Source organism: Sphingomonas sp. dw_22 (assembly GCF_018449795.1).
Lineage (GTDB): Bacteria > Pseudomonadota > Alphaproteobacteria > Sphingomonadales > Sphingomonadaceae > Sphingomonas.
In genome coordinates, this window is sequence record NZ_JAAVVE010000019.1 from 59,876 (window position 1) to 76,458 (window position 16,583).

Annotated in this window: 21 protein-coding genes and 1 pseudogene; 11 read left to right on the top strand and 11 right to left on the bottom strand. The window is 67.8% G+C overall.

Features of this window, described 5'->3' with window-relative positions:
- Positions 1–35: 35 nt before the first annotated feature.
- The gene (locus tag HB724_RS10665) at positions 36–521 is read left to right on the top strand and encodes a MarR family transcriptional regulator (protein ID WP_213980910.1); all 486 of its coding nucleotides are present in this window, start codon (positions 36–38) and stop codon (positions 519–521) included.
- 213 nt (positions 522–734) lie between these two features.
- Here HB724_RS10665 and HB724_RS10670 read toward each other — a convergent pair whose 3' ends face one another.
- From HB724_RS10670 to HB724_RS10695, 6 genes are all read right to left on the bottom strand, one after another.
- The gene (locus HB724_RS10670) at positions 735–1,343 is read right to left on the bottom strand and encodes a hemerythrin domain-containing protein (protein WP_213980911.1); all 609 of its coding nucleotides are present in this window, start codon (positions 1,341–1,343) and stop codon (positions 735–737) included.
- 68 nt (positions 1,344–1,411) lie between these two features.
- On the bottom strand, positions 1,412–2,194 hold the full coding sequence (locus HB724_RS10675) for a pyrroline-5-carboxylate reductase dimerization domain-containing protein (protein ID WP_256731448.1): 783 nt from the start codon (positions 2,192–2,194) through the stop codon (positions 1,412–1,414).
- Positions 2,191–2,697 (bottom strand): YbjN domain-containing protein, encoded by a 507-nt coding sequence (locus tag HB724_RS10680; RefSeq protein ID WP_213980912.1) that lies wholly within the window; start codon positions 2,695–2,697, stop codon positions 2,191–2,193. Before HB724_RS10680 ends, HB724_RS10675 begins: the two co-directional genes overlap by 4 nt.
- 121 nt (positions 2,698–2,818) lie before the next feature.
- Positions 2,819–3,118 carry an accessory factor UbiK family protein gene (locus HB724_RS10685; protein ID WP_213980913.1) on the bottom strand — a complete coding sequence of 100 codons (300 nt, stop codon included), beginning with the start codon at positions 3,116–3,118 and terminating at the stop codon, positions 2,819–2,821.
- Between the two features lie 20 nt (positions 3,119–3,138).
- Positions 3,139–3,696 carry a TspO/MBR family protein gene (locus HB724_RS10690; protein WP_213980914.1) on the bottom strand — a complete coding sequence of 186 codons (558 nt, stop codon included), beginning with the start codon at positions 3,694–3,696 and terminating at the stop codon, positions 3,139–3,141.
- Between the two features lie 112 nt (positions 3,697–3,808).
- The gene (locus HB724_RS10695) at positions 3,809–4,579 is read right to left on the bottom strand and encodes a TlyA family RNA methyltransferase (protein ID WP_213980915.1); all 771 of its coding nucleotides are present in this window, start codon (positions 4,577–4,579) and stop codon (positions 3,809–3,811) included.
- A 124-nt stretch (positions 4,580–4,703) separates the two neighbouring features.
- On the opposite strand from HB724_RS10695, the gene HB724_RS10700 reads away from it, so the two are divergent.
- From HB724_RS10700 to dxs, 5 genes are all read left to right on the top strand, one after another.
- Positions 4,704–5,381 (top strand): alpha/beta hydrolase, encoded by a 678-nt coding sequence (locus HB724_RS10700; protein WP_213980916.1) that lies wholly within the window; start codon positions 4,704–4,706, stop codon positions 5,379–5,381.
- Between the two features lie 196 nt (positions 5,382–5,577).
- On the top strand, positions 5,578–6,552 hold the full coding sequence (locus HB724_RS10705; protein ID WP_213980917.1) for an alpha/beta hydrolase: 975 nt from the start codon (positions 5,578–5,580) through the stop codon (positions 6,550–6,552).
- A gap of 76 nt (positions 6,553–6,628) precedes the next feature.
- The gene (locus HB724_RS10710; RefSeq protein ID WP_256731449.1) at positions 6,629–7,015 is read left to right on the top strand and encodes a MerC domain-containing protein; all 387 of its coding nucleotides are present in this window, start codon (positions 6,629–6,631) and stop codon (positions 7,013–7,015) included.
- 40 nt (positions 7,016–7,055) lie between these two features.
- Positions 7,056–7,514 carry a transcriptional repressor gene (locus HB724_RS10715; protein WP_213980919.1) on the top strand — a complete coding sequence of 153 codons (459 nt, stop codon included), beginning with the start codon at positions 7,056–7,058 and terminating at the stop codon, positions 7,512–7,514.
- 85 nt (positions 7,515–7,599) lie between these two features.
- Positions 7,600–9,525: a 1-deoxy-D-xylulose-5-phosphate synthase gene (gene dxs, locus HB724_RS10720; RefSeq protein ID WP_213980920.1), complete on the top strand. Its 1,926-nt coding sequence runs from the start codon at positions 7,600–7,602 to the stop codon at positions 9,523–9,525.
- Here the strand turns inward: dxs and HB724_RS10725 are convergent.
- Complete coding sequence (locus HB724_RS10725; RefSeq protein ID WP_213980921.1) at positions 9,522–10,613, bottom strand: PAS domain-containing sensor histidine kinase; 1,092 nt, start codon at positions 10,611–10,613, stop codon at positions 9,522–9,524. The genes dxs and HB724_RS10725 overlap by 4 nt on opposite strands.
- Before the next feature lie 266 nt (positions 10,614–10,879).
- A complete protein-coding gene (locus HB724_RS10730) occupies positions 10,880–11,125 on the bottom strand; it encodes a hypothetical protein (RefSeq protein ID WP_213980922.1) in 246 nt (81 codons plus the stop codon).
- On the opposite strand from HB724_RS10730, the gene HB724_RS10735 reads away from it, so the two are divergent.
- From HB724_RS10735 to HB724_RS10755, 5 genes are all read left to right on the top strand, one after another.
- Positions 11,117–12,151 carry a COX15/CtaA family protein gene (locus HB724_RS10735; RefSeq protein WP_213980923.1) on the top strand — a complete coding sequence of 345 codons (1,035 nt, stop codon included), beginning with the start codon at positions 11,117–11,119 and terminating at the stop codon, positions 12,149–12,151. The genes HB724_RS10730 and HB724_RS10735 overlap by 9 nt on opposite strands.
- Positions 12,148–12,462 carry a divalent-cation tolerance protein CutA gene (cutA, locus tag HB724_RS10740; RefSeq protein WP_213980924.1) on the top strand — a complete coding sequence of 105 codons (315 nt, stop codon included), beginning with the start codon at positions 12,148–12,150 and terminating at the stop codon, positions 12,460–12,462. Before HB724_RS10735 ends, cutA begins: the two co-directional genes overlap by 4 nt.
- Positions 12,463–12,647: 185 nt before the next feature.
- On the top strand, positions 12,648–13,127 hold the full coding sequence (rplM, locus tag HB724_RS10745) for a 50S ribosomal protein L13 (RefSeq protein ID WP_213980925.1): 480 nt from the start codon (positions 12,648–12,650) through the stop codon (positions 13,125–13,127).
- Positions 13,127–13,675 carry a 30S ribosomal protein S9 gene (gene rpsI, locus HB724_RS10750; RefSeq protein WP_213980926.1) on the top strand — a complete coding sequence of 183 codons (549 nt, stop codon included), beginning with the start codon at positions 13,127–13,129 and terminating at the stop codon, positions 13,673–13,675. Before rplM ends, rpsI begins: the two co-directional genes overlap by 1 nt.
- Before the next feature lie 168 nt (positions 13,676–13,843).
- Positions 13,844–14,230: a VOC family protein gene (locus HB724_RS10755; RefSeq protein ID WP_213980927.1), complete on the top strand. Its 387-nt coding sequence runs from the start codon at positions 13,844–13,846 to the stop codon at positions 14,228–14,230.
- Between the two features lie 376 nt (positions 14,231–14,606).
- Here HB724_RS10755 and HB724_RS10760 read toward each other — a convergent pair whose 3' ends face one another.
- From HB724_RS10760 to HB724_RS10770, 3 genes and pseudogenes are all read right to left on the bottom strand, one after another.
- Positions 14,607–15,317, bottom strand: a complete 711-nt coding sequence (locus HB724_RS10760; protein ID WP_213980928.1) for a hypothetical protein — start codon at positions 15,315–15,317, stop codon at positions 14,607–14,609.
- A gap of 45 nt (positions 15,318–15,362) precedes the next feature.
- Positions 15,363–16,109: a metallophosphoesterase gene (locus tag HB724_RS10765; protein WP_213980929.1), complete on the bottom strand. Its 747-nt coding sequence runs from the start codon at positions 16,107–16,109 to the stop codon at positions 15,363–15,365.
- A pseudogene (locus tag HB724_RS10770) lies at positions 16,106–16,583 on the bottom strand (hypothetical protein); the annotation flags it as partial. The pseudogene HB724_RS10770 and the gene HB724_RS10765, both read right to left, overlap by 4 nt.

Sequence of the window (16,583 nt, forward strand, 5' to 3'; positions counted from 1 at the left end):
GCGAACGACTAGGCGCGGTGGCAGAAAGCGTCAACATGGCTGCCCCAATTCCCGCCTCTCCGCTATTCCTGCGCGAGCCCGAGATCCGCCGGGGCATAGAGCTTCTGTATTTCGGTTATGCACACCTCACCCGTTCGATCGATGCGGGCCTGACGCGCCAAGGGCTGGGCCGCGCGCACCACCGCGCGCTCTATTTCATCGCCCGCAAGCCGGACCTGACGGTGAGCGAGCTGCTCGCATTGCTCGGCATCACCAAGCAGTCGCTCGGCCGCGTGCTCGGCGAGCTTACGGAGCGCGGCATGGTCGAGACGCGCACCGGCGCGCAGGACCGGCGCCAGCGGCTGCTGCGGCTCACCCCTGTGGGCGCGGAGCTGGAGGCCGAGCTGTTCGACGCGCTGCGCGAGAAGATGTCCGGCGCCTATTCGAGCGCGGGCCAGGGCGCGGTCGGCGGATTCTGGGCGGTGCTCGAAGGGCTGGTGCCCGAGGAGGAGCGCGCGCGGGTGGCGGCGCTGGGGCGATAGGACTCTCATCCCGGATCGGCATTCGCGAGAGAGGGGGACCACAAATTCCATCGTCACCCCGGCCGCAGTGCCGGGGTCCACTCCTCCTCCAGAGAGCTCCTCACGCCTCCAGCGGCTCTCCCGGCATCCCGGTGGACCCCGGCACTGCGGCCGGGGTGACGGATGGAGGGGCATCGGCGCTCATCGACGCCGAATGCCTTGATCCGTCCTGCCTCACGCCACCTTGAATCCTTCCTTGTTCATCGCCAGCGTCAGCGCCTTGTTGCGATCCTCGGAAAGCTGGGCGCGCAGCATCGGGAAGAGATGGCTTTCCTCCTCGCGCATATGCTTCTCGATATCGGCGCGGAACCGGCGGAGCTTCATGATCCAGTCGGGCGAGGCCGTGGGCATGTTCTCCAGCTCGTAGAGATATTGCTTCACATAGCCATGCTCCTTGTTCAGGGCATCGGCCGCCTCGCGCTGGCCCGCTTCGCGCAGCGCGGGATAGATCACATTCTCTTCCTCGATCGCATGCTTGGTCAGCGCATGCTTCAGATGCGCGAGCAGCATGTTGCGGCGGACGGTGGCCTTCTCATCGGTCGCCTCCAGCGCATCGAACACCTTGAGCACCGCCGCGTGCTCCGTAGCCAGCGCTTCGTCCCAATTGCCGGCGAGCGCGGTCGGCGCCTGGACGGCCGCCTTGCGCCCGAGCAGCGCCAGCAGGCCCAGCGCGGCCCCGCCCGCGGCGGCGCCGGCGATCATGCCGAGATTGCCGCCGTTCCCGGCCTTCTTCGATCCGGTGAATCGTCCGTTCCTGTCGCGTGTCGCGGTAGTCGTCGCCATGTCCGTCTCCATCGAAATGGGTTCGGCTGCACAACCGTTCGGCGACGCGGGCGTTCCGAAATATCCTGCTATTTCCGAGCTTCGGCCGCCATTTCGGCATTGCGGCGGGTCGCGGCGGCGATCGTCTCGCGCAGCAGCGGCCTGAGCCCGGTATCGCGATCGAGGACATTCAGCCCCTCGCGCGTCGATCCGCCAGGACTGGCGACGCGATCCGCCAGCACGGCGGGCGAAACGTCGGCCGCAGCGGCCAGCATCGCCGATCCTTCCACCGTGGCGATCGCCAGCCGCCCGGCCTGATCGGCGGGCAGGCCCAGCGCCGCGCCTGCCTCCGCCAGAGCATCGATGAAGCGATAGACGAAGCCCGGCCCGCTGCCGGCCAGCGCGGTGACCACGTCGAGCAGCCCTTCGTCCGCGATCCACTCGACCAGCCCCAGCGGCGCCATCAGCGCCTCGATCGCCGCATCCCGCTCACCGTGGAGCGCGACGACACCCTTGCCGAGCGCGACCGGCAGATTGGGCATCGCCCGGACGATGCGGTTGCCGGGAAAGCGCGCGCGCAGCGTCTCCGTCTCCACGCCCGCCAGGATCGACACCAGCGGCGGCCCCGCGGGGATCGCGGGGATCGCGTCCAATTGCTGCGGTTTGACCCCGAGCAGGATCATCTGCGGTAGCGGCCCTTCTGGAAACGCCCGGCCCTGCCGCACGCCTTCGGGAAGCGACCGGTCACCGCGATTGACCACGAAGACGGAAGCGGGATCGATCGTCCCCGCGGCGATCCAGCGCCGCAGCATCGCGCCGGCCATGTTGCCGCATCCGACCAGCCAGATGCCGGCCGGCGGCTTGGCGCTCATGCTTCGCCCTGCGTCTCGATCAGCGCCGAGGCAAGCGCGTCGGCCGGCGTCTTGCCGCCCCACAGCACGAACTGGAACACCGGATAGAAGCGCTCGCACTCGTCGATCGCGCTCTCGACCAGCAGCTCGGCCTGGGCGAGCGACAGCGTCGCGTCGTCGCTGGTGTCGATCATCGCCGCGTGGCGAAACAGCAGGATGCCGCTCTGCGACCACAGCTCGAAATGGCCGATCCAGAGCTGCTCGTTGACCAGGCCCACTGCCTCATAGACCGAGACGCGGCGCTCATCGGGCACGCGCACGTCCGGAAAGGCCAGGAACTGGAGCACGCCATCATCCTCGCGCCAGATCGCGCGCAGCTCATATTGCGTCCAGCTACCCTTGACCTTGGCGACGATCTCGTCGTCCTCACGCTCATAGCTCCAGCCATGGGCGGCGAAATAGCTTTCCAGCATGTCGATGGGGGCGGCGGCTTCGTCGCGGTCGAATTCCGCTTCGTCGAGCATCAATACCTCCACTCGGCAGGACGGGACGAGCCAAGTCCTGCCAATGGCGCCGGACACGCACAAGCGCAGCGTGCGCAACCCTGTCGAAAAGCTGTGGACAAAAGGTTTGTTTCCTCAGCGCTCAAGCGTCGCCCTGCGGCTTCTTCGGCCTGGCGGCCTTCGGGGCAGGCTTGGGAGCGCCGATCTGCGCCTCCAGCGCCGCGATCCGCGCCTTCAGCGCATCGGCCTCGTCGCGGGCGGCGGCGGCCATCGCCTTGACCGCGTCGAATTCGTCGCGGCTGACGAAGTCGAGCCCGCCGATCCACGTCCTGGCGCGCTCGCGCGCCGCCGCTTCGCCCTCGCGCGCCATGCCGGCGACGGTGCCCGCCGCGCCGTTCACGAACTTCACGAAATCGTCGAACAGGCGGTTGTCGGTCTGCATTTCAAAATTCCTGGCAATCTTCAGATGATCTGGATTTGGTCGCTCGAGCGCCCCGGCGCAATCCTCGATGCGTCGGGATTGAGCGTATGGATCTGATAGAGCAGGAAAGCCGCATAGCATATCCCGGCAAGATACGGCACCATCAGCAGCGCCGCGCCGGTGCGCACCCGGGCGAACAACAGCGTCGTCACCAGCGCCAGCCCCAGCAGCACGCCCAGGATTACCAGCGCCGTCGTCACCTGATGCAGGCCGAAGAACACGGGCGACCAGGCAAGGCTCACTACAAGCTGGAGGACGAACAGCGCGACCGCCGGCATCCGCATCCGCGATCCGCGCGCATTGACCACCATCGCCAGTGCCAGGCCCAGCAGCACGTAGAGAATCCCCCAGACGATCGGGAGAGCCCATTCGGGCGGCATCCCCTCGGGCTTTGCGAGGCGCATATACCAGGAATTCTGCTCGCCGCTGGGCACCAGCCGGGCGGAAAGGAAGCCCAGGAGCAGGATCAGCGGAACGGTGAAAATGGCCCAACGCAGATACGCCAGCCGCAACTGGCCCCTGGATGCGATCTCGCTCAATCCTGTTCCCCCTCTTCCCTCCGCGCGGCGGCGCCGCGATGCGGCTGCACTCCACCTGCGCGGATTCGGCCGCTTTGCGGCGCGTCCCCGATATCCGCGAGACTAGGAAGATTTATGTTACGGTTGCAAGCGCTTCGCCGGGAATGCGCGAAAGTTTCGTTGCCGCAACGAGGAACTCGACATTGCCCTCCGGCCCTGTGATCGGGCTCCGGGTAACGCCGGCCACGTCCCAGCCCTTCGAGACCAGCCACGCCTCGACCTCACGGCAGACCCGGTCATGCACCTCGGGATCGCGCACCACCCCGCCCTTGCCCACTTCGTCGCGCCCCGCCTCGAACTGCGGCTTTATCAGCGCGACCAGCCGCGCATCGGGCCTGGCGAAGCCCAGCGGCACGTCGAGCACCTTGGCCAGGCCGATGAAGCTCGCGTCGCACACGATCAGGTCCACCGATTCGGGGATATGCGCTTCAGTCAGGATGCGCGCGCTGGTCTGCTCGTGGACGATCACGCGCGGATCCTGGCGCAGCTTCCAGGCGAGCTGGTTGGTGCCGCTGTCCACCGCATAGACGCGCGCCGCGCCCTTGCTGAGCAATACGTCGGTGAAGCCGCCGGTAGAGGAGCCCACGTCGACCGCCACCGCGCCGGTAACGTCCCAGCCGAAATGATCTAGCGCATGCGCCAGCTTGATGCCCCCGCGCGATACCCAGGGATGATCGCGCCCGCGCACCTCGATCGCAGTCTCCTCGGGCAGCATCTGCCCCGCCTTTTCGATCTTTCGCTCGCCCGCGAAAGCGAGTCCTGCCATGATGAGCGCCTGCGCCCGAGTCCGGCTTTCGGCGAGCCCGCGATCGACGAGCAACTGATCCGCGCGCAGCTTGGCCATGGCCCCTTTAGGCATGGCATTCGGCCCGGCGCAACCGGCCCTCATTCTGGCGCAACGCTTATTGTCCATTAAATAGGTAGGGATTAAATCAGAGGTCCGGCCTCCTCTCCACGGAGTGGAATCAATGACCATCTTCTCTCCTCTCGACGATCAGTCGCCGATCATCCTCACCGTCCCGGGCCTGGGCGGCTCGGGCCCGTCGCATTGGCAGACGCTGTGGGAACAGTCGCGTCCCGACACGCACCGAGTCGAGCTCGGCATGTGGGACACGCCCCATCGCAACGCCTGGGTGACCAAGCTCGACCAGGCGATTCGCCAGGCCCAGGCGCCGGTGGTGCTCGCCGCGCACAGCCTGGGCTGTCTCGCCGTCGCCTGGTGGGCCGAGCTTGCCGGTCAGCCCTTCGGCTGGCCCGTCGCCGGCGCGCTGCTGGTGGCGCCCGCCGACGTGGACCGTTCCGCCGCGCCGTCCGAGCTCGACGCCTTCCGCCCGGCGCCGGCCAAGCCGCTGCCCTTCCCCTCGATCCTCGTATCGAGCAGCGACGATCCCTGGATCGCGCAGGATCGCGCACGGGGACTCGCCAAGGCATGGGGCAGCCTGTTCGTCGATGCTGGACCGCAGGGCCACCTGAACGCCGCCAGCGGGATCGGCTGGTGGGAGGAAGGGCAGGTGCTGCTCGATCGCGTGCTCGATGCGGCATCGGATCGCACCGGCAAGGTCCGCTCGGCTGCGGAGGCGCGCTCGCTGCTCGCGATCAACGCCACCGACGCCGCCCAGGCCCATTATCTGGGCGCATCGGCATGAACCGGCTCAGGCCGGCGCGCCGGGCGGGAGAATCGCCGCGGACCGCTGGTAACGTAAGGGAAAGCTACTACATAACGTAGTAGCGGGCGTGGCCGGGTGGCGTACCCTAGAGCGTCACTCGGCCTACGCCCAAATCTCCGCTCCGCCTGTCGATACCGTGCTTGCGGAGACGCAGGACGCGCGGCACACCGGCGGCATGGATCGCCGTGATGTGCTCGCCGCCGGCCTTGCTGGCTCGCTCCTCCCCCTCCCCTCGATCGCGAAGGCGCGTGCCGCCGCCGGGCCGGTGACGCCCGACGCCAGCATTCCCCTCTGGCCCGGCGAGGCACCCGGCCTGCTCGATCCCGATCTCCGCGAGCGCGTGACCGAGCGGAGCAAGGATCCCGCGATTCGCGACCGCGCGCTCGATCGCATCCGCACGCCGCGCCTCGACATTTTCCGCGCCGCAAAGCCCAACGGCGCCGCGCTGCTCATCATGCCCGGCGGCGGCTATGAACGCGTCGTACTCGACAAGGAGGGGTATGAACTCGCCGCCTGGCTCGCCCCGCGTGGCGTCACCTGCTTCGTGCTCTTCTATCGCCTGCCGGCCGAGGGCTGGAAGGACGCGCCTAACGCGCCGCTCGCCGATGCCCAGCGCGCGATGCGGCTGATCCGGGCGCGGGCGGCGGAATGGCAGGTCGATCCCGGCCGCATCGGCGCGATGGGCTTTTCGGCGGGCGGGCATGTCTGCGCCGATCTTGCCGCGCGCTTCGATCGCAAGGTCTATGATCCGGTCGATGCCGCCGATACGGGCCCGGCGCGCCCGATGCTGGCCGCGCCGATCTATCCGGTGGTCACGATGGACCCGGCCTTCGCCCATATGGGATCGCGCAACAAGCTGATCGGCACGGCGCGAAACGCCGAGCTGGAGGCCGAGCATTCCCCCGATCGCCAGGTGAGCGCCCGCACCCCGCCCAGCTTCCTGCTCCATGCCGAGGACGACGGCACGGTCCCGGTCGAAAACACGATCCGGCTGCGCGCCGCGCTCAAGACCGCGAACGTGCCGCTGGAGATGCATATCTTCGAGAAAGGCGGCCATGGCTTCGGCCTGCGCGGCACCGTCGGCAAGCCCGTGGCAGCCTGGCCCGAACTGTTCCACGCCTGGGCGGCGAGCCACGGCCTGTTCGGCTGAATCGATTGAATCATCGGCGCAATAATCGCGCCGATGATATGTTGTACCTTTACCTTTCCGGGCCTATATGGCGGCGATGTTGTTGAGTCCCCCCATCGCCCGCTTCTGGGACGGTATCGATTCGCGCATCGATCGCATCGCGATGGGGATCAGCGGCCTGTGCCTGGTGCATTGCGTCGCGACGACCGTCCTGCTGACGCTGATCTCCTCCGCCGGCGCCCTGCTCGATCCCCGGATCCACGAGATCGGCCTGGCGCTCGCGATCGGCATGGGCGTGATTGCGCTCGGCCGCGGCATCGCGACGCACGGCTATATGATGCCCGCGGTCGTCGGCGCCTTCGGGCTCGGCATCATGGCGGGCGCGCTGTCGCTGCCGCATGGCGGCTTCGAGATCTTCTGGACGCTGATCGGCGTCGCCCTGGTCGCGCTCGGCCATGACCTCAATCGCCGCGCGACCTACTAGGCGCCTTGTTCCGGGGCCCATGCGCGCCTAAATTCATATCATGCACGCGCACGACCATCATGAGCACCACGGCAACGACCTGACCCGCGTCGCCCAGACCACGCTGGAGAAATCCGGCGAGCAGTGGACGGCGATGCGCGAGCGGGTGTTCGAGGCGCTGGCGGGGTTCGAGAAGCCGGCCTCCGCCTATGACATCGCCGAGGCCGTCTCCAAGGCGGAGGGCCGCCGAGTCGCCGCCAACAGCGTCTATCGCATCCTCGATCTGTTCGTCGGATCGAACCTGGCCCGCCGGGTCGAGAGCGCCAACGCCTATATGGCGAACACGCATCCCGATTGCCTGCACGATTGCATCTTCCTGGTCTGCGACACCTGCGGCCAGACCACGCATATCGACGACGATTCGATCACCAAGACCGTCCGCTCCGCCGCGAAGAGCGTCGGATTCTCGCCGGTGCGGCCCGTGATCGAAGTGCGCGGCAAGTGCGCCGATTGCGAGTAAGCCACGCGCTTCTGCACCGGAAGTGCATGTAAAATCCCGGATTTGACCGTTCGACTTGGGCGCGCAGGTGGGTTAACAGGCGGAAATGGTCGATCTACCCAAGACGCCGCTGCTCGACACCGTCGATACGCCCGAAGATCTTCGCAAGCTCAAGCCGCAACAGCTCCGGCAACTCGCCGACGAGCTGCGCGACGAGACGATCAGCGCCGTCGGCACCACCGGCGGCCATCTTGGCTCGGGACTGGGCGTGGTCGAGCTGACGACCGCAATTCATTACGTGTTCGATACGCCCAACGATCGGCTGATCTGGGACGTCGGCCATCAATGCTATCCGCACAAGATCCTGACCGGCCGGCGGGACCGCATCCGCACGCTGCGCCAGGGCGGCGGTCTGTCCGGCTTCACCAAGCGCAGCGAGAGCGAATACGATCCGTTCGGCGCCGCGCACAGCTCGACCTCGATCTCCGCCGCGCTCGGCTTCGCGATCGCCAACAAACTGGCCGACCAGCCCGGCAAGGCGATCGCCGTGATCGGCGACGGCGCGATGAGCGCGGGCATGGCCTATGAGGCGATGAATAACGCCGAGGCCGCCGGCAACCGGCTCGTCGTGATCCTCAACGACAACGACATGTCGATCGCCCCGCCGGTCGGCGGACTTTCCGCCTATCTCGCGCGCCTCATCTCCTCGTCCGAATATATGGGCCTGCGCAACCTGGCGAAGCGCTTCACCCGCCGCCTGTCGCGCCGCCTGACCGTGGCGGCGGGCAAGGCCGAGGAATTCGCGCGCGGCATGGCGACCGGCGGCACGCTCTTCGAAGAGCTCGGCTTCTATTATGTCGGCCCGATCGATGGCCATAATCTCGATCACCTGATCCCGGTGCTGGAGAATGTCCGCGACAGCGAGGAAGGGCCGATCCTGGTCCATGTCGTGACCAAGAAGGGCAAGGGCTATGCCCCCGCCGAGGCCGCGGCGGACAAATATCACGGCGTCCAGAAGTTCGACGTCATCACCGGCGCCCAGGCCAAGGCACCGCCGGGGCCGCCCGCCTATCAGAACGTCTTCGCCGATCAGCTCATCAAGGATGCGGAGCGCGATCCCCGGATCGTCGCGATCACCGCGGCGATGCCCGGCGGCACCGGGCTCGATCGCTTCGCCCGGGCGTTCCCCGATCGCACCTTCGACGTCGGCATCGCCGAGCAGCATGCCGTCACCTTCGCCGCCGGCCTTGCCGCGCAGGGAATGCGGCCGTTCTGCGCGATCTACTCGACCTTCCTCCAGCGCGCCTACGATCAGGTCGTCCACGACGTCGCGATCCAGAATCTGCCGGTCCGCTTCGCGATCGACCGCGCCGGGCTGGTCGGCGCCGACGGCGCGACGCATGCGGGCAGCTTCGACGTCACCTATCTGGCGACGCTCCCCAATTTTGTCGTGATGGCCGCCGCCGACGAGGCCGAGCTGGTCCATATGACGCACACCGCCGCGCTCCATGACGACGGCCCGATCGCGGTGCGCTATCCGCGCGGCAACGGCGTCGGCGTGGCGCTGCCCGAAACGCCCGAACGGCTCGAAATCGGCAAGGGCCGCATCGTCCGCGAAGGCAAGAAGGTCGCGATCCTTTCGCTCGGCACCCGTCTGGCCGAAGCCCTCAAGGCCGCCGACGCGCTGGAGGCCAAGGGGCTCTCGACCACCGTCGCCGATCTCCGCTTCGCCAAGCCGTTGGATGAGGAACTGATCCGCCGCCTGCTCACCACGCATGAAGTCGCGGTGACGGTCGAGGAAGGCGCGATCGGCGGCCTGGGCGCGCATGTGCTGACGATGGCGAGCGACCAAGGCCTGATCGATTCCGGCCTCAAGCTGCGCACCATGCGCCTGCCCGACATCTTCCAGGATCAGGACAAGCCCGAGAAGCAATATGACGAGGCCGGCCTCAACGCCGACAACATCGTCGATACGGTGCTGAAGGCGCTGCGGTGGAACGAGGCCGCCGTGGCGGACGGGGTGCGGGCCTAGCGGGCGCCGCTCGATTCCCGCCGATCCGTCTTTGAGTTGATGTCTCCCGGGAGCGCGCCTTTGCGGTAGCTGGTCGATGCAGTATGCACGATCGAGACCGCGGTGCCGGGATGTCCGCCCTCGGTTCCGACGGTAGCGTCGAGCTGATTGGCCAGTGCTGCGACGATGCTGGTGCCGAGGCCCGGCTTGGCAACGGCCAGCGTCTCGGGCGTGCCGACACCATCGTCGCTGACCGACAATTTCCAATCCTCTCCGCGCGATCGATAATCGACGAGGATCTTGCCGCCGCGATCGCCGGGAAAGGCATGTTTGAGCGCGTTGATTACCAGTTCGGTGACGATCAGCCCGAGACTGACCGAGACGTCCGCTTTCACGCTGCTGTCGTCGCCGGTGACGTCGAGCGACACGCGATCGTGATCGTGGATCATCGAGGCGCCCAGGCTCTTGCAGAGCTGGGTGAAATAACCGCGAAGCTCCACATCGCCCAGCCTCGAGGCGGCGAGCTGCTGCTGGACGGTGGCGATCGACATGACCCGATTGTGCGCATCGCGAAGATGCGTGCGGGTCTCCTCCGACTGGACCCGCCGCGCGCTCTGCATGAGCACGCTGGCGATGATCTGCAGGCTGTTGGCAACGCGGTGCTGGAGCTCCTGGAGCAGGATTTCCTTCTCGTGCAGCAGATCGTCCCTCAACTTCTCGCTGATCCGCGCCTCGGTGACGTCGGAGATGGTCAGGAGCAGACGAACCTGTTCGGCGTCGCCATAGTCGAGCTTCTGCGCATTCAGGACGAGCCGGCGCGGCGCGGCATCCCCCTTGAGATCCATCTCATAGGCCTCGATCCTTGCCTGACCGGAGAGGGTGGCGCCGAGCAGCGAGCGGAGCTGCGGTACGTCCCATTCGCCGGCACCCAGCTTGAACAGCGGCTGCCCCGCTACATTCTGCGGGTCGAGAGCGAAGGCGCGGTAGAAGGAGGTGCTGGCGGCGATGACGGTCAGGTCTTCGTCGAGCAGCAACGCGGGCGCATTGGAAGAGGAAACAATGGCGAACGCAAGACTGCGCGCAACGTCGGGATGGGTTTTTCGGTTCATGATGATGCCCCCTTTCGGGGAAGCCGGAATGCTTGCGGGGATGAAAGCCGGGTCCGGGCAACAGAGATGCGTCGCTCCTCGTACCAGGGGCGTGGTCTCTATCAATGGGCATTAGCATGGATCGTGCCGAAACCCGGCGTCTATTCGGCATCGGCGAATATTTTGTCTCGGGATGCCCGTTGGCAGGCGTAAACAGCAGGGACGAGCGGCACGGCCCCGTGCAAACCCGCCCCGCAAAATCCACCGCCCCCCCTTGCAATATAGGATTAGCCCTGCTTCCCTCGATCAACGCCCGTGATTTCCGAGAACGCGGGCGCAAGGAGCAGGATGCGCCAGCTTTTCATCACGAATTCCGCCACGCACCGGCCTTCGCGGGCGACCGCGCCGGCTCGGTTTTGCCCGGGAAGGAATTTTTCAGATACAGGCGTCAACCGTGTCAACCTGAACGCCGGAGCGCCCCGCCCCGATTCGCCTTTCCCCTGCACGGCGACTAGAGCCGCGTCATGCTGCAAATGACCTCCCTCCCCACAACCGCCCGCCCGCGCGTACTCGCCAATTGGCTGTTCTTCGTCGCCGCGCTGATCGTGGGGATGGTGGTGATCGGCGGCATCACCCGGCTCACCGAATCCGGCCTGTCGATCACCGAGTGGAAGCCCATTTCCGGCGTGATCCCGCCGCTGGGCGACGCGCAGTGGCAGGCCGAGTTCGCCAATTACAAGCGCATCCCCGAATATCAGCAGCTCAACCAGGGCATGACGCTGGCGGGCTTCAAGGCGATCTTCTTCTGGGAATATCTCCACCGGCTGCTCGGCCGGGTGATCGGCCTGGCCTTCGCGCTGCCGCTGATCTGGTTCGCGGTCCGCGGCCGGATCCCGCGCGGCTATGGCTGGCGGCTCGTCGCGCTGCTCGCGTTGGGCGGGCTTCAGGGCGTGGTCGGCTGGTGGATGGTCGAATCCGGCCTCAGCGTGCGCACCGACGTCAGCCATATCCGCCTCGCGACGCACCTGCTGGTGGCGCTGTTCACCCTTGCCGGCATCGTCTGGACCGCGTTCGACCTGCTCGCGCTCGCGCGCCATCCGGGCGAGCGGCAGGCCCGGCTCAAGCCGCTGGGCGCGATCACGCTGCTGATCCTGTTCGTCCAGCTGATGTTCGGCGCGCTGGTCGCCGGCCTCAATGCCGGCCTCGTCACCAACGAATGGCCGCTGATGAACGGCCGCTTCTTCCCCGGCACCAGCCAGGCGGGCGAGAGCTTCGGCTATGCCCTGTTCAACGATCCCGCGATCGTCCATTTCGTCCACCGCTGGTGGGCCTGGATCACGGTCGCCGCGCTGATCCTGCTCGCCCGCAAGGCCCGCGCCGCGAACGATCGCCCGGCCTCGATCGCGATCCACACCGCCTTCGGCATCCAGATCCTGCTCGGCATCGCCACCGTGATGAGCGGCGTGCCGATCGCCCTGGCCGCACTCCACCAGCTCACCGGGGCGCTGCTCGTCATCGCCACCGCCTGGGGCGCGCACGCGATCGGCCGCGGCCGTTGAGCGACATCGCGCTGCTCCACGCAACCTTCGCGGATCGCGCGGAAGCGAAGCGGATCGCGGAGACCGTCCTGGCCGAGCGGCTCGCCGCCTGCGTCAACATCCTCGCGCCGTGCCGGTCGCTCTATCGCTGGCAGGGCCAGATCGAGCGGAGCGACGAGGTTCCCGCCCTCTTCAAGACCACACCCATGCTCGCGCGGCGGCTGCATGACCGTATCGCCGAGCTCCACAGCTACGACCTGCCGGTGATCGAGACCTGGCCGGTCGCCGTGGACAAGCAGGTCGCGGCGTGGATCGCCGCCGAGACCGGCTGATGCCGCTCGCCGCCGCGCTGCTCCAGATCGCTCCGGGAGAATGGCCGAAAGACTGACAGGTAGTATATTACCCGTCAGCAAACCCGCGCTTTTCTTGACTTTCTCCGCACGAATCGTCAGAGAGCCGTCAACCGCGCTGGCCGAAAGGTCGGCGCGCTTGCGTTTCAAACGAAAGGTCCGGCCCCATGAAGGCGCTGTTGAAGACCACCAAGTCGGTCAAGCCGGCCGAGGTGGAGAAGAAGTGGCATCTCGTCGATGCCGAGGGTCTGGTGGTCGGTCGCGCCGCGACGATCATCGCCAATGTGCTGCGCGGCAAGCACAAGACGAGCTTCACCCCGCATGTCGATTGCGGCGATAACGTCGTCGTGATCAACGCCGACAAGATCCGCTTCACCGGCAAGAAGCTGGGCCAGAAGGTCTATTACAAGCACACCGGCTATGCCGGCGGCATCAAGGAAATCACCGCGGCCAAGGTGCTCGAGGGTCGTTTCCCGGAGCGCGTGCTCGAAAAGGCCGTGGAGCGCATGATCCCGCGCGGCCCGCTCGGCCGCCAGCAGATGCGCAACCTGCGCATCTTCGCCGGCACCGAGCATCCGCACGCCGCGCAGAACCCCGAGGTTCTCGACATCGCCTCGATGAACCGCAAGAACAAGGTGGGCGCATAATGTCCGACAACCGCCAGTCCCTTTCCGATCTCGGCGCCATTGCCGCCGGTGAAGCGCCTGCGGGCGTCCCCGCCAGCGTTCCGAGCGCCGACGACTATCTGAACGCCCCGGCCGCGCCGGTCGTCTCGACCATGCCGCTGCGCGAGCAGATCCTCGACGCCTATGGCCGCGCCTATGCGACCGGCCGCCGCAAGGATGCCGTCGCCCGCGTCTGGATCAAGCCCGGCTCGGGCAAGATCACGATCAACGGCCGCGACCAGGAAGTCTATTTCGCGCGTCCGACGCTGCGCCTCGTCATCAACCAGCCGTTCGGCGTCGCCGATCGCAACGGTGCCTATGACGTGGTCTGCACCGTCAAGGGCGGCGGGCTTTCGGGCCAAGCCGGCGCGGTCAAGCACGGCATCGCCCAGGCGCTGACCAAGTTCGAGCCGATCCTGCGCGCGCCCGTCAAGGCCGCCGGCTTCCTGACCCGCGACAGCCGCACGGTCGAGCGCAAGAAGTACGGCCGCGCCAAGGCACGCCGCAGCTTCCAGTTCTCGAAGCGCTAAGCGTCCGGCATTTCGCCAGCTACACGAAGGGGCGGTCCGGCAACGGGCCGCCCTTTTGCTTTGCACTGCGTCCACTCCCAGGGGTTGTTCCACGCTTAACCCTACGGCAGGCTTGCCCTGCTGCCCCGCGCCGTGCGATTCCGGCGCGGGCGAAACAAGGGGCATCCCGTGGCGAACCTCTACCGCATCACCCCGTTCATGCACGTGCCGGATATCGACGCGGCGCTCGCGTTCTTTACCGACGTGCTCGGCTTCACCTGCCGCTTTCGCCAGGGCACCTATGCCTATGTCCAGCGCGAGGCCGCGGCGTTCCGCCTGCTCCAGAATGCCGGCGACGACGGCGCACCGCCGGGCAATCGGCGCTTCTGCTATTATATCGACGTCGAGGACGTGGACGCGATCCACGAGGAGCTGAAGCCGAAGATCCCGCTGCTGGGCGAGGGCGACGTCTATGGGCCGGTCAACCAGATCTACGGCCAGCGCGAGCTGCTGGTGCTGGCGCCGGACGGGAACGTCATCGCCTTCGGGCAGGACATCACCGTGAAGCGGGACTGACACGCATCCTCGTCACCCCGGCCGGGGTGACGGTGGGAGGTACGCGGTTGACCAAGTTGACTCGACTCACGCGCGTTTCCGCGCTGGTCGCGCGTGCCTTCCGAAACCCCGACGATGAGAAAGAGCGGTCCCCTCGTTCGGCTCTCAAATCCTACATTGCAAGGCTGGCTCGGTTTCGGCGCAGGGCCAGGACAGATCGACATTTGACGCTCCCCTCCCTGCAAGGGAGGGGCCGGGGGTGGGTGCGCGGCCGATAGGACGCGCCCGGCGCGAAGCGCCGAACGGGGCATCGAGCCCCGCCCGCCGCTCAACCCACCCCTAACCCCTCCCTTCCAGGGAGGGGAATCTTTAGGTGTTGATCGTCCCTGGCCCCGCTTCAGCCATGGTGATCCGGCGCGTTCGGGTCGTCGATGCCGCCGCTTCCGCCGCCTCCCATGCCCATGCCGCCGCCCATTCCCATGCCGCCACCACCACCGCCCCCGCCGCCGCCTTTCCCGCCGCCGCCTTCCTCCTTGCCCTTGCCGCGCCCGCCGGAGCCCGAGGGGCGCGCCGGCCCCTGCATCGGGATCGCGAGGTCGTCCGGCAGCGGATCGAGATCGAGCGCCTCGCGGATGAAGTCGCGCAGCGCCACGACCAGGTCGTGCGTATGGACCGGCCGCCCGGCGACCAGCTCGCGCACCGCCCGCTCGGCCAGGCGGACCTGCGGCTCGGTTCCCAGCAGGAGCACGTCGGACAGCGCCGCCTCCACCGCGTCGCGGATGCGCCGCGGGCGATCCGATCCCTCGGCGCCGTCGGCGGCCGGCTCCAGCAGCACGCCCGCGTCTTCCGCCCCCGCGCCGCGCCGGCGCAGGTCGCGCCGATGCGTCGGATCGACCGCCAGATCGCCGGTGAACGAGCCGCCCAGCACCTTGTAGGCCGCGATCAGCGTGCGCAGCCGTTCGTTGATCTGCCGGTTCGCGCGCTCGCGCCGCTGCTGGATCGTGAACATCATCAGCAGCCGGATGCCCATGCCGATCAGCGTGACCAGCGTGAGCCCGATCAGCGTTGCCAGCAGGCTATGCCACGAACTGAAATCAATGCCCCGCAACCCTGCCTCCAACCGCCGTCATGCCCTCTGGTACAACGCGCGCACCTAGAGCGCCACGCTCCCCTCGCCCTTGAACCGCGCACGGGTCTCGAAGCGCGTCCCATCGACCGTGATCTCGTTGAACGAAGGCGGCTGCGCCCGCACCCGCTCCGAAAGCGTGCCCGCGCCGATCAGCCGCACAATGCGGCCGTCCACCTCGTGCGCGATGTCGAACGGGTCATGGACATGGCCGGTCAGCACGGCATGCGCGCCCGATTGCGCCAGCGCCTCAAGCGCCTCCGGCCCGCGCCGCGTCTCGGAGGTCATCCGCGTGCCCCCCTCCACCAGCGGATGGTGGCAGGCGACGAACACCAGGTCGCTGGGCGGCACCGCCCCGACCAGCGCCAGCGCCTCCTGCAGCGCGTGCGTGCTGACATAGCCCTTCGCCCAGTTGAGCCGCCACTGGAAGCGCGCGGTCGTCTTGAGCGGCACGATCGCCACGCCCTTCACGTCGAGCGGCCGCTCGATCATCCGCTCCAGCGCCTGGTAGCGCTTGTACGGCGTCACGAAGCGCGCCCAGAGGTTGAACCAGGGCAGGTCGTGATTGCCGACCTCCACCGTCACCGGCCGCCCCAGGCTTTCCAGCCATCCGGCCGCTGCCTCGAACTCGCGTGCGCGCGCCCGCATCGTCAGGTCGCCGGTCATGATCACCGCGTCGGGCTGTTCCTCGCGCACCCGGGCGCCGAACCAGTCGATCGCCTCCCGGTCCTCGCGGCCGAAATGCACGTCGCTGACATGGAACAGCCGGGTCACGCGGGCTCCTCGCGCGTGGCGATGAACGCCTTGCGGCTCTTGCCCGCGGTGATGGTCTCGCGCGCGTCGAGCGTCACCGGCTCGCCGTCGAACAGCGCGAGCACCCGGCCGCTGCCCCGGATCCGGAGCTCGCGCGCCAGCGTCTCGGTCACGGCGCGCGCGGCCACCCAGTCGCCGGTCACCCATTCCCAGCCGAGCTGCGCGATCGATCGCCAGTCGCGCGCGTCGACCGCGGCGATGTCGAGCCCTTCGGAATCGGGCCGCACGAACACCGCCTGGTAGCGGTCGCTCAGGCCCGGCGCGCCCGCCACCCGGATGCCCTGCTCGCCGAAGGTCTTGCGCCACGCCGCCCGCGCCGGGCCCAGCAGCCGGCCCGCCCGGCCCTTTCGCGCCCCCCCCGCCGCCCCCACCCCGGCCCCCCCCGCGCCCCGGGACGGCCCCGCAACCGCGCGTGCGCGCCCCCCCCCGCCCCGG

Bases quoted from the DNA above. Each gene is read 5' to 3' on its own strand.
- HB724_RS10665 (WP_213980910.1), top strand. From the start codon at position 36: ATGGCTGCCCCAATTCCCGCCTCTCCGCTATTCCTGCGCGAGCCCGAG.
- HB724_RS10670 (WP_213980911.1), bottom strand. From the start codon at position 1,343: ATGGCGACGACTACCGCGACACGCGACAGGAACGGACGATTCACCGGA.
- HB724_RS10675 (WP_256731448.1), bottom strand. From the start codon at position 2,194: ATGAGCGCCAAGCCGCCGGCCGGCATCTGGCTGGTCGGATGCGGCAAC.
- HB724_RS10680 (WP_213980912.1), bottom strand. From the start codon at position 2,697: ATGCTCGACGAAGCGGAATTCGACCGCGACGAAGCCGCCGCCCCCATC.
- HB724_RS10685 (WP_213980913.1), bottom strand. From the start codon at position 3,118: ATGCAGACCGACAACCGCCTGTTCGACGATTTCGTGAAGTTCGTGAAC.
- HB724_RS10695 (WP_213980915.1), bottom strand. From the start codon at position 4,579: ATGGCCAAGCTGCGCGCGGATCAGTTGCTCGTCGATCGCGGGCTCGCC.
- HB724_RS10700 (WP_213980916.1), top strand. From the start codon at position 4,704: ATGACCATCTTCTCTCCTCTCGACGATCAGTCGCCGATCATCCTCACC.
- HB724_RS10705 (WP_213980917.1), top strand. From the start codon at position 5,578: ATGGATCGCCGTGATGTGCTCGCCGCCGGCCTTGCTGGCTCGCTCCTC.
- HB724_RS10710 (WP_256731449.1), top strand. From the start codon at position 6,629: ATGTTGTTGAGTCCCCCCATCGCCCGCTTCTGGGACGGTATCGATTCG.
- HB724_RS10715 (WP_213980919.1), top strand. From the start codon at position 7,056: ATGCACGCGCACGACCATCATGAGCACCACGGCAACGACCTGACCCGC.
- dxs (WP_213980920.1), top strand. From the start codon at position 7,600: ATGGTCGATCTACCCAAGACGCCGCTGCTCGACACCGTCGATACGCCC.
- HB724_RS10725 (WP_213980921.1), bottom strand. From the start codon at position 10,613: ATGAACCGAAAAACCCATCCCGACGTTGCGCGCAGTCTTGCGTTCGCC.
- HB724_RS10735 (WP_213980923.1), top strand. From the start codon at position 11,117: ATGCTGCAAATGACCTCCCTCCCCACAACCGCCCGCCCGCGCGTACTC.
- rplM (WP_213980925.1), top strand. From the start codon at position 12,648: ATGAAGGCGCTGTTGAAGACCACCAAGTCGGTCAAGCCGGCCGAGGTG.
- rpsI (WP_213980926.1), top strand. From the start codon at position 13,127: ATGTCCGACAACCGCCAGTCCCTTTCCGATCTCGGCGCCATTGCCGCC.